Raw genomic sequence first — 14,217 nt, 5'->3', positions numbered from 1 at the left:
GCCGAACCGATACGCAGAGGATTTGACCATGGGCTGGAAAACGCTGGACGAAATGGAGATGAACGGCAAGACGGTGCTGGTGCGCGTCGATATCAACGTGCCGGTCGAAGATGGGCGTGTCACCGACGCGACCCGGATCGAACGGATCGTGCCCACCGTGACCGACATTCTGGCCAAGGGCGGCAAACCGGTCCTGCTGGCGCATTTCGACCGGCCCAAGGGCAAGGTCGTGCCCGAAATGTCGCTGCGCGTCACCCTGCCCGTGCTTGAGGCGGCGCTGGGGCGGTCAGTCGAATTTGTCGAACGGCCCAGCCGGGCAGACTTGGATGCCTTGCCGCAGAACACCGTTGTTCTGGTCGAAAACACCCGCTTTGCCCCCGGCGAAGAAAAGAACGACCCCGCCATCGCCGATTTTCTGGCCAGCCTTGGCGATATCTATGTGAACGACGCGTTTTCGGCGGCGCATCGTGCCCATGCCTCGACCGAAGGGGTGGCGCACCGGCTGCCCTCCTGCGCCGGTCGGCTGATGGCCGAGGAGTTGGGGGCGCTGGAAGCGGCCCTTGGCAAACCGCAACGCCCCGTGGCCGCCGTTGTGGGCGGGGCCAAGGTATCCACCAAGCTGGACCTGCTGGGCAATCTGGTGGGCAAGGTCGATTATCTGGTGATCGGCGGCGGCATGGCCAATACGTTTCTGGCCGCCCAGGGCATCGACGTGGGCAAATCGCTGGCCGAACATGACATGACCGGCACAGCGGTTGAGATCATGGCCAAGGCGCAAGCCGCCGGATGCCGGATCGTGCTGCCCGTCGATGTGGTCGTGGCGCGTGAATTCAAGGCGGGTGCGGCAAACGAAACCGTGCCTGCCAATGCCTGCCCGGCGGATGCGATGATCCTGGACGCAGGCCCGGCCACGGTCGCCCAGATCGAACAGGTCTTCGCCACCTGCAGGACGCTGATCTGGAACGGCCCGCTGGGCGCCTTTGAAATTCCGCCCTTTGACGCGGCCACCAATGCGGCGGCCGCAATGGCGGCGGCGCTGACAAAGGCGGGCAAGCTGATCTCGGTCGCCGGTGGCGGCGATACGGTCGCGGCGCTGAACGTCGCGGGTGCGGCGGATGATTTCACCTATATCTCGACCGCCGGCGGTGCCTTTCTGGAATGGATGGAGGGCAAGACCCTGCCCGGCGTGGCGGCACTGGGATAAGACCCGGCATTAACGGGTCAGGATCATCTTGCCATTGCTGATTTCCAGCCGCTGAAAACGCCCCAGATAGGCCATGCCCAGCAAGGAGCTGTCCATATCGCCGCCACTGACCCAGGCGGCGATATCATTGTCACGCAGCGGCCCGGCCTGCACGCTGTTCAGACGCACACGGGCGGTGCGCACCACGCCATTTGCCGTATTGGCCTGCCCCGAAAACGCCAGTGTACCCGCGTCGATGCCCACCCGGGCGGCATCGGCCCGGCTTAGTACCAGATCGGATGCGCCGGTATCGACGACAAAGCGCACGGGCACATCGTTGATCGACAGCGTCAGGTAATAATGCCCGTCGGGCGCACGCGGCACCTCGATCCGGCCCTGATCGGCAAAAACCGCCTGACGCGGCGCCACCGTGCTGCGGATATCGCCCCACAGCCCGACACCGGCGATCACCCCCAGAAAGATAAACCCCCATATGGCGGCCTGTTGGGCCATGCGGCCCATATTGCGGCGGTTTTGCATGATGAAGAATCCGCCAACCGCGCTGGTCAGCAAGACAAGATAGATCAGTTGTGCAATCTGGTCGCCGGTCATCCTGGGCCCATTCCTGATCCCAATGTAGGCACTCCTTGCGGCATTGGCAGGGTCTGATTGTCAAAAACGGCCCCGCACGGTCAGCGCGTTCGCGCCCTGCGGCCCGATCCAGGCACCCGACACGTGATCAGGCCACCGCTTTTTCCAGCTTTTCGCTGGCCGACAGCCACATCGCCTCGGCCCGGTCCAGGGCCTCCATCACTTCGGCGTATTTCTTCTGCCAGACCTGCGCCTCACCCAGTTTTTCGGGTTCATACAGGTTTGGGTCGGCCAGTTTCTTGGCCAGCTTGTCGCGCATCTGATTCAGCTTTTCCAGCCGCTCTTCGCATTTGCGCAGCTCGGCGCGCAGGGCCTGCATGTTCTCGCGGCTGACGGGCTTGGGCTTGACCACCGGGGTGCTCGGCTTTTCCGGCTTGTCGGGGGTCAGCAACAGCTTGCGATAGGCCTCCAGATCATCCTCGAAGGGCGTCACCCGCCCGCCCTGCACCAGCCACAGCCGGTCGGCGACCAGGCTCAGCAGATGCATGTCATGGCTGACCAGGATGACAGCGCCCGAATAGGCGGTCAGCGCCTCGACCAGCGCCTCGCGGCTTTCGATATCGAGGTGGTTGGTGGGTTCGTCCAGGATCAGCAGATGCGGGGCGTCGATGGTGGCCAGCAAAAGCGACAGCCGCGCCTTTTGCCCGCCCGACAGGCGGCCCACCACGGTTTCGGCCTGATCGGGGCCAAGGCCGAAACTGGCCAGCCGTGCGCGCAGTTTCGACTGCCCCTCGGCGGGGCGCACGCGCAGCATATGCTGCAGCGGGGTTTCGTCGATATAAAGCTCGTCCACCTGATGCTGGGCGAAAAATCCGATCCGCAGCTTGCTCGATGTCACCATTTTACCGGCCATCACCGGCAACCGGCCCGACAGCATCTTGGACAGGGTCGATTTGCCTTCGCCATTGCGCCCCAGCAGCGCGATCCGGTCGTCCTGATCGATGCGCAGATCGAGATTATGCAGCACCGCGCGGTCGCCATAGCCCACCGCCACGCCTTCGCAGGCGATGATGGGGGGCGACAGTTCCTCGGGTTCGGGAAAGGTGAAGACCGTGCGCGCCACGTCTTCGGGCGCGGTGATCGGCGTCATCTTTTCCAGCATCTTGACCCGGCTTTGCGCCTGCTTGGCCTTGGATGCCTTGGCCTTGAACCGGTCCACGAAACTTTGCAGATGCGCGCGCTGCAGGCTTTGCTTTTTCGCCTGCGCGGCCAGAACCGCCCGCTGTTCGGCACGCTGGCGCGCGAACTGGTCATAGGGGCCCTGATAGAAGGTCAACTGCCGGTTTTCCAGATGCAGGATCGCGCCCACCGCCCGGTTCAGCAACGCCCGGTCGTGGCTGATGATCAGCACGGTATGGGGATAGCGCGCCAGATAGGCCTCAAGCCACAGCGCGCCTTCCAGATCCAGATAGTTGGTCGGTTCGTCCAGCAACAGATAATCGGGCTGGGCGAACAGCACGGCGGCCAGCGCCACGCGCATCCGCCAGCCACCCGAAAACGCCGAACAGGGCATGGTCTGTTTGTCGTCGTCAAACCCCAGACCCTTCAGGATGGACGCCGCGCGCCCTTCGGCCGACCAGGCATCAATATCCGTCAGCCGATGCTGTATCTCGGCGATCCGGTGCGGATCGGTCGCGGTCTCGGCCTCAACCAGCAGGGCGGCGCGTTCGGTATCGGCGGCCAGAACCGTGTCGATCAGGCTTGTGCCCGAGGATGGCACCTCTTGGGCTACGCCACCGATGCGGGCGCGGGCGGGCAGGGTGATCGTGCCGCCCTCCAGCGCCAATTCGCCCCGGATCAGGCGAAAGAGCGTGGTCTTGCCCGCGCCGTTGCGTCCGATCAGGCCGACCTTGTGGCCGGTGGGAATAGTGGCCGATGCCCCCTCAAACAGGGGACGGCCTTCGACAGAGTAACTGATATCGCTGATTTTGAGCATGGGCGCGGTGTGCCGCAATGCGGCAGCGCCGTCAATCGCGGCTTTTCAACGCCGCGCCCCCATGCTAGCAGACCCGCGACATTCGCCGCGATGCGGCACCAGACAGGAAAACACCGACATGACCCTTCAGCGCACCTTCAGCATCATAAAGCCCGACGCCACCCGCCGCAACCTGACCGGCGCGATCAACGCCAAGCTGGAAGCAGCCGGCCTGCGCATCGTCGCGCAAAAGCGTATCCACCTGACCAAGGCCCAGGCAGGCGTTTTCTACGCCGTTCACAAGGAACGCCCCTTTTATGACGAGCTGTGCGAATTCATGGCCTCGGAACCGATCGTGGTTCAGGTGCTGGAAGGCGAAAACGCCGTGGCAAAGAACCGCGACGTGATGGGCGCCACCAACCCCGCCGATGCCGCGCCGGGCACGATCCGCAAGGAATTCGCGCTGTCGATCGGCGAAAACTCGGTTCACGGTTCGGATGCGCCCGAAACCGCGGCGGTCGAGATCGCCTATTTCTTCGCAGGCCTCGAACTGGTCGGCTGATCCCGCCCGGGGGCTGTCCACCCTGCGGCAGCCCCCGTTTATCCTTGCCAAAATACCCGCGCCGCAGGCCCGGTTTTTCGCAGAAAAACCGGTCAGGAAAATTCGTGAATTTTCTTGTCAGCGCCGCGCCACCACGCCGATCTCGTTCAGGATGGTTTCCAGCGCGCTTTGCCCGCCCGTGCCATGTTCAGCCTTCAGCGCGTCGAACCGTTTGCGCAGGGCCGCTTTTTCGGCCCCCTTGCAATCGGTCCAGGGCCGTCCCTGCAACCCCATCACGATCACGTAATAGCCGATGAAATGCGGCCGCTCGCCCGCCTGCAACAGCCGCGCATAGCCGACATCCGCCCCCAATGCGCGCAGCTCTTCGGCCGAATGAATTCCGGCACGGGCAAAGGCGGCCTCGGTTGCCGGGCCTAGATTGCGGATGGTCGAAATCGGCGTTGTCATCGGGCCTCGGCGCTGGATGGCAGGGCGATCATATCCGCCTGCGCGTCATCCGAAAAGCCCGGCGCGGATCAGATGCTGGCCCAATCCTTATAGATCACCGGCTTGGGCGCGGCGATCGGCTGGGCGGGCTTTGCGGCGACGGGTTGCGGCGCCGGTTTGATCTGTTTCAGGGTCTGCGTTGCCATCTTCTTTTTCCTTGAACAGGCTATTTGATATGCCTGACTGCCTCTGGGCGCACCCGTTACTCCTCGTTGGGTGACGTTGCAAGCGGACGGCACCACACAACTATGGCACCAGAGGGGAGAAATCAGATGCGATATCTGAATTGTGATCGGCGTTGCGATATAGTCACTGTCGCGACGGTGCGATTGTTCTTGCCTCACCCTTTATTTCATATATTCATGAATTATGGAAACGAATGAAGCCACCCTGATTCTCTCGACTCTGGCCCATGAAGGGCGGCTGTCGGTGCTGCGCCTTCTGGCGCGCCGAACCCCCGATGGCGTGCGCCCCACCGAGATCGCCGAGGCGCTGGGGATCAAGCTCAGCACGCTGTCGGTCTATCTGGGGGCGCTTGATCGCGCCGGGCTGGTAACGTCGCGGCGCGACGGCACATCCATATATTACAGCCTTCACATCGCCCGCATGGGCGGTCTGATCGACTTTCTGGTCGCCGATTGCTGTCGCGGCCGTCCCGATCTGTGCGCACCACGAACCGCACGCCTTCTGTCGCAGGAACCGGTCATGCCCCATAAAACCTTCAACGTTCTTTTCATCTGCACCGGCAATTCCGCCCGGTCGATCTTTGCCGAAGCCATTCTGGCCAAAGAGGGTGCCGGCCGCTTCCATGCCTTTTCGGCAGGAACCCGGCCCTATTCCGAACTCAACCCCTTTGCGGTCGATCTGCTGCGCCGCAATGGCCATGATATCGGCACCTTGCGCGCCAAGAACATCGCCGAATTTCAGACCGGCACCGCGCCGGTGATGGATTTCGTGTTCACCGTCTGCGACGGCGCCGCCAATGAGGAATGCCCCCCCTGGCCCGGCCAGCCCGTCACCGCCCATTGGGGCCTGCCCGATCCGGTCAAGGCCACGGGCAGCGATGCCGAAAAGGCGCTGGCCTTTGCCGCGACCTATGCCCAGATGCGCCGCCGCATTCAGGCCTTTGTCGCATTGCCGATATCACAGCTTGATAAACTGTCGCTGCAAGCCCGGCTCGACGATATCGGGCAGATGTCAGACGAACCCGCATGAAGGACGATCCAATGGTCAACATCGCCATCAACGGTCTGGGCCGGATGGGCAAGCTGCTGCTGCGCGCCCTGTTCGATGCGGGGCTTCCGGGCAATATCGTTCTGCTGAACGATCCCACAGGCTCGCCCGAACAGCATGCGCTGCTGCTGGAATTCGATACGGTGCATGGGCGCTGGCCGGGGCGGATCGCGCATGGGTCGCAAACCCTGACGGTGAACGACCACACAATGCGCCTGACGCATGAGCGGCGGATCGAAGACCTGCCGCTGAGGGAACTGGGCGTCGATCTGGTGATCGACTGCACGGGGGTTTTCAAGACCGCCGACAAGATCGCGCCCTATTACGCGGCGGGGGTGAAAAAGGTTGTGGTATCGGCGCCCGTCAAGGATGGCGGCGCTCTGAACCTGGTCTATGGCGTCAACCATCACCTTTACGACGGCAGCCAGGACCTTGTGACCGCGGCCAGTTGCACCACGAACTGCCTGGCCCCGGTGGTCAAGGTGATCCATGAAAGCCTGGGCATCGAACACGGGTCCATCACCACGATCCATGACGTGACCAATACCCAGACCATCATCGACCGCCCGGCCAAGGACATGCGCCGCGCAAGATCGGCGCTGAATTCGATGATCCCGACCAGCACCGGATCGGCCACCGCGATCACGCTGATCTATCCCGAACTGGCGGGCCGGCTGAACGGCCATGCGGTGCGGGTGCCGCTGCTGAATGCATCCCTGACCGATTGCGTGTTCGAGGTGAAACGCAAGACCAGCGTGGATGAGGTCAACGCCCTTTTTGCCACCGCCGCCGCCGGGCCGCTGAAAGGCATTCTGGGATACGAGACGCGGCCGCTGGTCTCGGCCGATTATCTGAACGATCCGCGGTCCTCGATCGTCGATGCGGGCTGCACGATGGTGGTGAACGGCACCCAGGTGAAGATCTATGCCTGGTATGACAATGAATGGGGCTATGTCTGCCGTCTGGCCGATGTGGCGCGTCTGGTCGCGGGGCGGATGTGAGCGTGGCCGCGAAACCGCGCGACGGAATGGCGGCCTATATCGCGGTCACGGCCGCCTATTGGGCCTTCATGCTCAGCGATGGCGCGCTGCGGATGCTGGTGCTGCTGCATTTTCATGAACTGGGCTTTTCGCCGGTCCAGCTGGCCTATCTCTTTCTGCTTTACGAATTCATGGGCATGGTCACCAACCTGTCGGCGGGCTGGGTGGCGGCACGCTTTGGCCTGAATGCCACGCTTTATGCCGGACTGGCGCTGCAGGTCGGCGCATTGCTGGCGCTGTCGCGGCTTGACCCGGGCTGGTCGGTGGCAACATCGGTGGTCTTCGTGATGGCGGTGCAGGGCGCATCGGGCGTGGCCAAGGATCTGGCCAAGATGTCGTCGAAATCCGCCGTCAAGCTGCTGGCCCCGTCCGAGGGCGCGTTGTTTCGCTGGGTCGCGGCGCTGACCGGATCGAAGAACGCGGTCAAGGGGCTGGGGTTCCTGCTGGGCACCGCGCTGCTGGGGCTGCTGGGCTTTACGGCATCGGTGCTGGCGATGGCGGCGGTTCTGGCGGTGATCCTGGCCGCGGTGGCGCTGTTCATGCCCGCAGGCCTGCCGCGCGGCACCAAGGGGGTGAAATTTTCACAGGTCTTTTCCAAGGACGCCAACATCAACCGGCTGTCGGCGGCGCGCATGTTCCTGTTCGGCGCGCGCGATGTGTGGTTTGTGGTCGGCATCCCGATCTATTTCTATGCGGTGCTGTCGGATGGCACGGTGGCGGGAAACCGCAACGCCTTTTTCCTGATCGGCAGTTTCATGGCGATCTGGATCATCCTTTATGGCGCGGTGCAGGCTGCCGCGCCGCGCCTGTTGGGCGCGCGCGACAAATCGCTGTCCCAGATCGCCGCGCTGGCATCGGGCTGGGCGGGCTGGCTGACGCTGATCCCCTTTGCGCTGGCGCTGGCCGCGCTGGCGGCAGGGTCGCCGCAAGGCTGGCTGACCATCACGCTGGTCATCGGGCTGCTGGTCTTCGGCTTTGTCTTCGCGGTGAATTCCTCGATCCATTCCTATCTGATCCTGGCCTTTACCAAGGCCGAACGGGTGACGATGGATGTCGGATTCTATTACATGTCGAACGCGGCGGGGCGGCTTTTGGGCACGCTTCTGTCAGGCCTCAGCTATCAGATCGGCGGCCTGCCGCTGTGCCTTGGCACGGCGGGCGTGATGGCGGCTGCCAGTTTCCTGATCGTGCGGCGCTTGCCCCGCAAGGGCTGATGACACCGGTGCGGGGCTTGCCCTTGCGGCGGGTTTCGGGCAGGCATTGGGTGTATGAACACCCCGCCCCCTTTCAGGCATGACACGCCGCCGGAGACCCCATGAACCCCCGCCAGTTTCTGCGCATGTCGCGATGGGCGCGCAACCCGCCTTCGGCCAAGCGGGTCAAGCTGGTGCTGGGCGTCGTGGCGGCCTGCCTGATCCTGCTGGCGTTTGAGCGGGTTATCGGCTGGCCAGACTGGCTGACACTGGATCAGCCGGTGCGCGGCCGGATCATCAACCGCTGACGCCCGCCTTTACAGATCAAGGAGGAGACCAAGATGAGCTTTGAAAACCTGATATACGAGCTGCGCGGCCATGTCGCCGTGCTGACCATGAACCGCCCCGACCGGCGCAACGCCCTTGGCGGCACGCTGCGGCAGGATTTCATCGACGCCTTTGCCAGGGCCGAGGCGGATGATGCCGTGCGGGTCATCGTTCTGACCGGCGCGGGTGCCGGGTTTTGCGCAGGCGGCGATGTCAAGGATTTCGCCCGCGATTTTGCGGCAGGCACCCCGCGCCCCTTCATCGAAAAATACGCCCCCATCCGCGACCGGATGGTGCACGCCATTCATGACAGCACCAAACCGGTGATCGCCGCCGTCAACGGCGCGGCTGCCGGTGCAGGGATGAGCCTCGCACTGGCGGCCGATATCCGCTATGCCGCCGATACGGCCAGTTTTTCACAGGCTTTCGTCAAACGCGGCGTGCATCCCGATTTCGGGGCCAGCTATTTCCTGCCGCGTATCGTCGGCCATGCCAAGGCTGCCGAACTGATCTTCACCGGCGACCTGATCGACGCCGACGAGGCCCTTCGCATAGGTCTGGTATCGCGGGTTCTGCCCGCCGCCGATCTGATGGAAACCGTCATGGCGCTGGCCGAACGTATCGCTGCCGGGCCGCCAATGGCGATCCGCTTTGCCAAGCAAAGCCTGCGCGAATGCGTCGATGCGCCCAGCCTGCAGGCCGCGCTGGACCGCGAAACGCTGGTCCAGAACATCTGCATCGAAATGGACGACGCCCGCGAAGGCATGACCGCCTTTGTCGAAAAACGCGCACCGGTGTTTCACGGGCGCTGATCAGTCCGCACCGGCCAGTTGCGGCGCCGCCGCCTGCAGCGCCCCGGTCAGGGCGCGGCGCAATGCGGCGATGCGCGGCACATCAGCCAGATCGGCATGGCTGGCCACCCAGATGTTCACCGCAGGCAGATCTGTCTGCGGCATCACCCGCTGCAGCCGGTCATCGCCGTCCCCCAGGCAGCGCGGCAACACCGCCCGCCCCAGGCCACGTGCCGCCATTTCGCGCAGCACCGGAAAACTGTCCGACATCCCGGCCACCGGCCGCCCGTCCAGATGCGCGGCCAGCCAGCGCCCCACCGGCGCACGCCCCGGCGCACCGCTGATGCCCAGCCAGCTCTCGCCGATCCCAGGTGCGGCATAGATGCCAAACCCCAGTTGCGCGGCCACCTCGCCCAATACCCCGTCCGGCAGGCGCTCGGCCGGGCGCACGGCGATATCGGCATGCATGCGCGACAGATCAAGATGATCGTTGGAACACAGCAACGACACCCGCAATCCGCTGAACTGCCCCTGGATGGCGGCCAGCATGCCGGGCAATACCGACAGACAGAAGGTATCGGTCGATGTCACCCGCACATCACCGGCCACCGGCGTGTCATCCCCACCGATCATCCGGGCCACCGACAGAACGGCCGTTTCCACCCCCCGCGCCGCCTCGATCAGCCGCAGCCGGTCGGGACGAATGGCATAGCCCTGCGCGGTGCGATCAAAGACCGGCGCACCGTGGCGTTCCTCGAAGGCGGCCACACGGCGCAGAACCGTGGCATGGTTCACCCCCAGTTCGCGCGCCGCCGCGCTGACCGTGCCATTTTCGGCCACCGCCAGCACAAATCGCAGATCATCCCAGTTGTCCTTGCGCATTTTCACACATCCGCACTGCATTATTGACGACTGTTATTTTCTATTCGCACAGCTACAGTTTTGGTCATACACAACTTTTTGTCAGGAGACTGGTATGACTGTTTTCCGCACCCTTCTTGCCGCCGGTATTGGGCTTGGCCTGCTGGCCGGGGCCGCAATCGGCCAAAGTGCTGACGAAAAGGCCATTCAGGCCGCGATCAAGGCGCGCCAGGCCCAGATGGATCTTTACGCCTTCAATCTTGGCGCCTTGGGGGCCATGGCCAAGGGTGAAATTCCCTATGACGCGGCACAGGCCGGGGCGGCGGCCGGAAACCTGGCCAAACTGACCACACTGAACGGCATGGCCTATTGGCTGCCGGGGTCGGATAACATGTCGGCTGACAATACCCGCGCCCTGCCCGCCATCTGGGAAGCAGGCAGCGATGTCGGCAAGATGGCCAGGGATCTGGCGGAGGCCGCCGCAGCCCTTGAAACGGCCGCCACCACCGATCTGGCCGCACTGCAGGCCGCCCTTGGCCCGGTCGGTCAGGCCTGTGGCGCCTGCCACAAGGCCTATCGCGCGCCGGAATGATCCTTGATCCGGCCGGTCGTATCCGGCCGTCCGGATCATCCCAACCGGGGGACAAGCGATGCGACGGATAGCCCGCGTTTTTGCCCTGCTGGCCGTGATCGGCCTTGTCACCGGCTGGGCCGTCACCCGCCCGCGCCCCCTGCCCGCCGACACCTATGCCGGCCTGACCGGCGAAGCGCAGCGCGGCGAACAGGTGTTCTGGGCGGGCGGCTGTGCTTCGTGCCACGCCGCCGAAGGGGCCACAGGCCCCGACAAGCTGATCCTCAGCGGCGGGCAGCACTTTCAAAGCCCCTTTGGCACCTTCGTGGCGCCCAATATCTCGTCCGACCCGATCCACGGGATCGGCGCGTGGTCGGTGCTTGATCTGGGCAACGCGCTGCAACGCGGGCTAAGGCCCGATGGCGCACATCTTTATCCGGTGCTGCCTTATACCGCCTATATCAATGCCACGCCGCAGGATATCTCTGATCTCCATGCCTATCTGGCAACCCTGCCGCCGGACGCCACCGCCAGCCAGCCGCACAAGGTGGGCTTTCCCTTCAATATCCGCCGCAGCCTGGGCGGCTGGAAACTGCTGTTCCTGCGCCCGGGTCCGGTGGTGTCGGGCGATCTGACCGCCGAAGAAAGCCGTGGAAGATATCTGGCCGAAGCCCTGGCCCATTGCGGCGAATGCCACACGCCGCGCAACGCCCTGGGCGGGCTGCGCCGCGACAGCTGGCTGTCAGGCGCGCCCAACCCCAATGGCAGCGGCACCATCCCCGACATTACCCCCGGCGCGCTGGACTGGTCGCAAGCCGAGATCGCCTATTACCTCGAAACCGGCTTTACCCCCGAATTCGATACCGTCGGCGGCCATATGGCGGCCGTGGTCGAAAACATGGCGCATCTGCCCGCCACTGACCGCGCGGCGCTGGCCGCCTATCTGAAGGCCCTGGCGCCCCCGCGCTGATGCAGCGACCCCGGCACAGATGAATGGGTATTTTTGCCAAGAATAAACATGGGGCTTATTCTTGGTGCAAATACCCCCGCGCGGAGCGCGACTGAACCCCTGCCTGCACAGACGGATGTCTTGACGCTGAATCAGGCCAGGCCCAGCTTTGCCAGCCGGGCAGCGCGCAGGCGGGCAAAATCATCGCCGGCGTGATAGCTCGACCGGGTCAGCGGCGTGGCCGACACCATAAGGAACCCCTTGCCGAAGGCGGCCTTTTCATAGGCGGCGAATTCTTCGGGCGTGACGAAGCGATGCACCGCATGGTGTTTGGATGTCGGCTGCAGATACTGGCCGATGGTCAGAAAGTCGATATCGGCGGCGCGCATGTCATCCATCACCTGCTGCACGGCCTGCCGGTCCTCGCCCAGACCGACCATTATGCCCGATTTGGTGAACATGGTCGGGTCAAGTTCCTTGACACGCTGCAACAGTCGCAGCGAATGGAAATAGCGCGCGCCCGGTCGGACCTGCGGATAGAGGCCCGGCACGGTTTCCAGGTTATGATTGAATACATCCGGTTTGGCCGCCACCACCGTTTCCAGCGCCTCGGGTCCGCATTTGAGGAAATCGGGCGTCAGGATCTCGATGGTGGTGCCGGGGGCCTGGCGGCGGACCGCGCGAATGGTCTGGGCGAAATGTTCGGCCCCGCCATCGGCCACATCATCGCGGTCCACGCTTGTGATCACCACATGATTCAGGCCCAGCTTCTTGACGGCATCGGCCACACGGCCCGGCTCGAACACGTCCAGCGCATCGGGCCGGCCGGTGGCCACGTTGCAAAAGGTGCAGCCGCGGGTGCATATCTCGCCCATGATCATCATGGTGGCGTGGCCCTGGCTCCAGCATTCGCCGACATTGGGGCAGCCGGCCTCTTCGCAGACAGTTGTCAGCTTGTGTTCGCGCATGATGTCGCGGGTTTCGCGATATCCGGCCGAGGTCGGCGCCTTGACCCTGATCCAGTCGGGTTTGGGCAGGCGGGCGGTATCGGCGCGATGCGCCTTTTCGGGGTGGCGCTGGCCGGGAATTTTCAGATCACGCATGACGGGCCTCTTGGTTGGCCAATAAGTAACCGCCCGCGGCGCAAATGTAACCAGCGATTTGCGCATTGCCGCAATTCCCGCGCCTCACGGCGGGCCGCAAAAACGGGCGAGACGCGATAACGTCCCTGCCCCCTTGCCCTCAGCCGATCAGATCGGCATCCGATCCGGCCAGTTCCCGGTAATGGCGCGCCAGGCGGATCAGCGCGATGCGCAGCACGATCTTGCCCGAGCGCGCCGACCAGCCCATGCGTTTTTCGGCCGCTTCCATTCCTTCCAGAAAACAACAGCAGCGCAGCACGACATCGCCCAGGCCGGGACCCAGATCGCGCAGTGCCGCCGCCACCCGGTCGCGCGCGCCCTGCGGGCCGCGAGCGGGGCCGGATGCCGGATTGAAGGCCCCACGATCCGCGCCGGTCAGGAATCTGTCCCAATTCTGGGCCACGCGCGGCCCCATCTGCGCCAGTTCGAAATCCTCGCGCAGGCGCTCGCCGGCGCTGACCATCTCGGGGCTCAGGAAAGGGGTGCCATCCCTGTCGCGGCGGCGCGCCAGAAGGGCCAGCGGCGATTCCGCCGCGTTATAGCGCATCCGGCGCGGCTGATCCTCGTCGGGGGCGGTCATCTGGCGGCTGTCCCAGTCGCGATGCTGGTCGGCAAAGGGCGCCGGGGCCTCGGCAAAGCCATGCTGTTGCGCCGGGTCGGCGGCCAGCAGACGCTTGAGCGCGGCGCGCCCGGCCTGCGTGATCCGATAGGTGGCCACGCGACCGGGGCGCGCGCAAGCGATCCAGTCTTTCAACGCGAAAGCCTCGGCGATATTGCGCGTCAGAACCGCAAGGCGCGCGGGGTCGCCGCCGGGGATATCGCGCAACAGAACCGCATTTTCCAGATCGGGGGCGATTGCCAGAAAGACGCCCGGTTCCGACAGGCGGCGCAAGATGCGCCGGGCCTCGCGTTCGATCGTGGTTTCATCTGCAAGCCGGGCCGAAGAACGCGTTTGTGCCGTCATCTCTATGCAATCCTTGTCTGATATTTCGGAAAACAGAACCCGGCCCAGCCTTTCGAGGCCGGTGTCGATCAGGGGATCGTCCCGGCGCTGTTCCAGCCGCCGGACGTGGCGCAGGATCGTCGAGGCATGGCGGTTTTCCTGCCGCGCCAGCGCCCGGATCGAACATCGGGCGGTTGTATGCGACAGATACCACAGCGCCGGGGCCGGCACCCATGCCGGCGAGTCCGCCCCGCATTTTGCCATCTGACGCATTTTCACCCTTGCGACGCCCCCATGATATCCGCCCGTCCGGACGACCTGCGATAAACCGGCAATATGCACGCTATGGTTGTTTTTGTTACCAAGGTGT

At 64.3% G+C, this 14,217-nt stretch carries 15 protein-coding genes; 9 read left to right on the top strand and 6 right to left on the bottom strand.

Features of this window, described 5'->3' with window-relative positions; translation table 11 throughout:
- Positions 1-28: 28 nt before the first annotated feature.
- Entirely contained in the window at positions 29-1,204 is a 1,176-nt protein-coding gene (locus tag ACTCHC_RS00680) for a phosphoglycerate kinase (protein WP_463020518.1), read from the top strand.
- A gap of 9 nt (positions 1,205-1,213) precedes the next feature.
- Here the strand turns inward: ACTCHC_RS00680 and ACTCHC_RS00675 are convergent, their stop codons facing one another.
- A complete protein-coding gene (locus ACTCHC_RS00675) occupies positions 1,214-1,795 on the bottom strand; it encodes a retropepsin-like aspartic protease family protein (RefSeq protein WP_463020517.1) in 582 nt (193 codons plus the stop codon).
- Positions 1,796-1,922: 127 nt separating this feature from the next.
- Positions 1,923-3,770, bottom strand: coding sequence for an ABC-F family ATP-binding cassette domain-containing protein (locus ACTCHC_RS00670; RefSeq protein WP_463020516.1), 1,848 nt, complete (start codon positions 3,768-3,770; stop codon positions 1,923-1,925).
- Positions 3,771-3,888: 118 nt separating this feature from the next.
- Between ACTCHC_RS00670 and ndk the strand changes: the two genes are divergently transcribed.
- Positions 3,889-4,311, top strand: a complete 423-nt coding sequence (gene ndk / locus ACTCHC_RS00665) for a nucleoside-diphosphate kinase (RefSeq protein WP_463020515.1) — start codon at positions 3,889-3,891, stop codon at positions 4,309-4,311.
- A gap of 117 nt (positions 4,312-4,428) precedes the next feature.
- Here the strand turns inward: ndk and ACTCHC_RS00660 are convergent, their stop codons facing one another.
- A complete protein-coding gene (locus ACTCHC_RS00660) occupies positions 4,429-4,758 on the bottom strand; it encodes a TfoX/Sxy family DNA transformation protein (protein ID WP_463020514.1) in 330 nt (109 codons plus the stop codon).
- A 408-nt stretch (positions 4,759-5,166) separates the two neighbouring features.
- On the opposite strand from ACTCHC_RS00660, the gene ACTCHC_RS00655 reads away from it, so the two are divergent.
- From ACTCHC_RS00655 to ACTCHC_RS00635, 5 genes are all read left to right on the top strand, one after another.
- On the top strand, positions 5,167-6,012 hold the full coding sequence (locus tag ACTCHC_RS00655; RefSeq protein WP_463020513.1) for a metalloregulator ArsR/SmtB family transcription factor: 846 nt from the start codon (positions 5,167-5,169) through the stop codon (positions 6,010-6,012).
- Positions 6,013-6,023: 11 nt separating this feature from the next.
- Positions 6,024-7,031 (top strand): ArsJ-associated glyceraldehyde-3-phosphate dehydrogenase, encoded by a 1,008-nt coding sequence (locus ACTCHC_RS00650; protein ID WP_463020512.1) that lies wholly within the window; start codon positions 6,024-6,026, stop codon positions 7,029-7,031.
- A 26-nt stretch (positions 7,032-7,057) separates the two neighbouring features.
- Positions 7,058-8,284, top strand: coding sequence for an organoarsenical effux MFS transporter ArsJ (arsJ, locus tag ACTCHC_RS00645; protein ID WP_463020536.1), 1,227 nt, complete (start codon positions 7,058-7,060; stop codon positions 8,282-8,284).
- A 101-nt stretch (positions 8,285-8,385) separates the two neighbouring features.
- Complete coding sequence (locus tag ACTCHC_RS00640; protein WP_463020511.1) at positions 8,386-8,571, top strand: hypothetical protein; 186 nt, start codon at positions 8,386-8,388, stop codon at positions 8,569-8,571.
- A gap of 33 nt (positions 8,572-8,604) precedes the next feature.
- Positions 8,605-9,402, top strand: coding sequence for an enoyl-CoA hydratase-related protein (locus tag ACTCHC_RS00635; RefSeq protein ID WP_463020510.1), 798 nt, complete (start codon positions 8,605-8,607; stop codon positions 9,400-9,402).
- Here the strand turns inward: ACTCHC_RS00635 and ACTCHC_RS00630 are convergent, their stop codons facing one another.
- The gene (locus ACTCHC_RS00630; protein ID WP_463020509.1) at positions 9,403-10,263 is read right to left on the bottom strand and encodes a LysR family transcriptional regulator; all 861 of its coding nucleotides are present in this window, start codon (positions 10,261-10,263) and stop codon (positions 9,403-9,405) included. It lies immediately after the preceding gene.
- Positions 10,264-10,357: 94 nt separating this feature from the next.
- Here ACTCHC_RS00630 and ACTCHC_RS00625 point away from each other — a divergent pair, with 94 nt between their 5' ends.
- Together ACTCHC_RS00625 and ACTCHC_RS00620 are read left to right on the top strand one after the other, a co-directional pair.
- Positions 10,358-10,834 (top strand): c-type cytochrome, encoded by a 477-nt coding sequence (locus ACTCHC_RS00625; protein ID WP_463020508.1) that lies wholly within the window; start codon positions 10,358-10,360, stop codon positions 10,832-10,834.
- Positions 10,835-10,892: 58 nt separating this feature from the next.
- On the top strand, positions 10,893-11,783 hold the full coding sequence (locus tag ACTCHC_RS00620) for a c-type cytochrome (protein WP_463020507.1): 891 nt from the start codon (positions 10,893-10,895) through the stop codon (positions 11,781-11,783).
- Between the two features lie 131 nt (positions 11,784-11,914).
- Here the strand turns inward: ACTCHC_RS00620 and lipA are convergent, their stop codons facing one another.
- Together lipA and ACTCHC_RS00610 are read right to left on the bottom strand one after the other, a co-directional pair.
- Positions 11,915-12,865 carry a lipoyl synthase gene (lipA, locus tag ACTCHC_RS00615; protein WP_463020506.1) on the bottom strand — a complete coding sequence of 317 codons (951 nt, stop codon included), beginning with the start codon at positions 12,863-12,865 and terminating at the stop codon, positions 11,915-11,917.
- A gap of 139 nt (positions 12,866-13,004) precedes the next feature.
- A complete protein-coding gene (locus ACTCHC_RS00610; RefSeq protein WP_463020505.1) occupies positions 13,005-14,120 on the bottom strand; it encodes a DUF6456 domain-containing protein in 1,116 nt (371 codons plus the stop codon).
- Between the last annotated feature and the right edge of the window lie 97 nt (positions 14,121-14,217).

Source organism: Actibacterium sp., assembly GCF_055134745.1.
Note: the sequence above shows the minus strand (reverse complement) of the source record. Positions and strands in the feature narration are given on the sequence as shown.

Excerpts from the sequence above, each read along its gene's own strand:
- lipA (WP_463020506.1), bottom strand. The coding sequence starts at position 12,865 with ATGCGTGATCTGAAAATTCCCGGCCAGCGCCACCCCGAAAAGGCGCAT.
- ACTCHC_RS00650 (WP_463020512.1), top strand. The coding sequence starts at position 6,024 with ATGGTCAACATCGCCATCAACGGTCTGGGCCGGATGGGCAAGCTGCTG.
- ACTCHC_RS00620 (WP_463020507.1), top strand. The coding sequence starts at position 10,893 with ATGCGACGGATAGCCCGCGTTTTTGCCCTGCTGGCCGTGATCGGCCTT.
- ACTCHC_RS00610 (WP_463020505.1), bottom strand. The coding sequence starts at position 14,120 with ATGCGTCAGATGGCAAAATGCGGGGCGGACTCGCCGGCATGGGTGCCG.
- ndk (WP_463020515.1), top strand. The coding sequence starts at position 3,889 with ATGACCCTTCAGCGCACCTTCAGCATCATAAAGCCCGACGCCACCCGC.
- ACTCHC_RS00640 (WP_463020511.1), top strand. The coding sequence starts at position 8,386 with ATGAACCCCCGCCAGTTTCTGCGCATGTCGCGATGGGCGCGCAACCCG.
- ACTCHC_RS00625 (WP_463020508.1), top strand. The coding sequence starts at position 10,358 with ATGACTGTTTTCCGCACCCTTCTTGCCGCCGGTATTGGGCTTGGCCTG.
- arsJ (WP_463020536.1), top strand. The coding sequence starts at position 7,058 with ATGGCGGCCTATATCGCGGTCACGGCCGCCTATTGGGCCTTCATGCTC.
- ACTCHC_RS00670 (WP_463020516.1), bottom strand. The coding sequence starts at position 3,770 with ATGCTCAAAATCAGCGATATCAGTTACTCTGTCGAAGGCCGTCCCCTG.
- ACTCHC_RS00680 (WP_463020518.1), top strand. The coding sequence starts at position 29 with ATGGGCTGGAAAACGCTGGACGAAATGGAGATGAACGGCAAGACGGTG.
- ACTCHC_RS00655 (WP_463020513.1), top strand. The coding sequence starts at position 5,167 with ATGGAAACGAATGAAGCCACCCTGATTCTCTCGACTCTGGCCCATGAA.
- ACTCHC_RS00675 (WP_463020517.1), bottom strand. The coding sequence starts at position 1,795 with ATGACCGGCGACCAGATTGCACAACTGATCTATCTTGTCTTGCTGACC.
- ACTCHC_RS00635 (WP_463020510.1), top strand. The coding sequence starts at position 8,605 with ATGAGCTTTGAAAACCTGATATACGAGCTGCGCGGCCATGTCGCCGTG.
- ACTCHC_RS00630 (WP_463020509.1), bottom strand. The coding sequence starts at position 10,263 with ATGCGCAAGGACAACTGGGATGATCTGCGATTTGTGCTGGCGGTGGCC.
- ACTCHC_RS00660 (WP_463020514.1), bottom strand. The coding sequence starts at position 4,758 with ATGACAACGCCGATTTCGACCATCCGCAATCTAGGCCCGGCAACCGAG.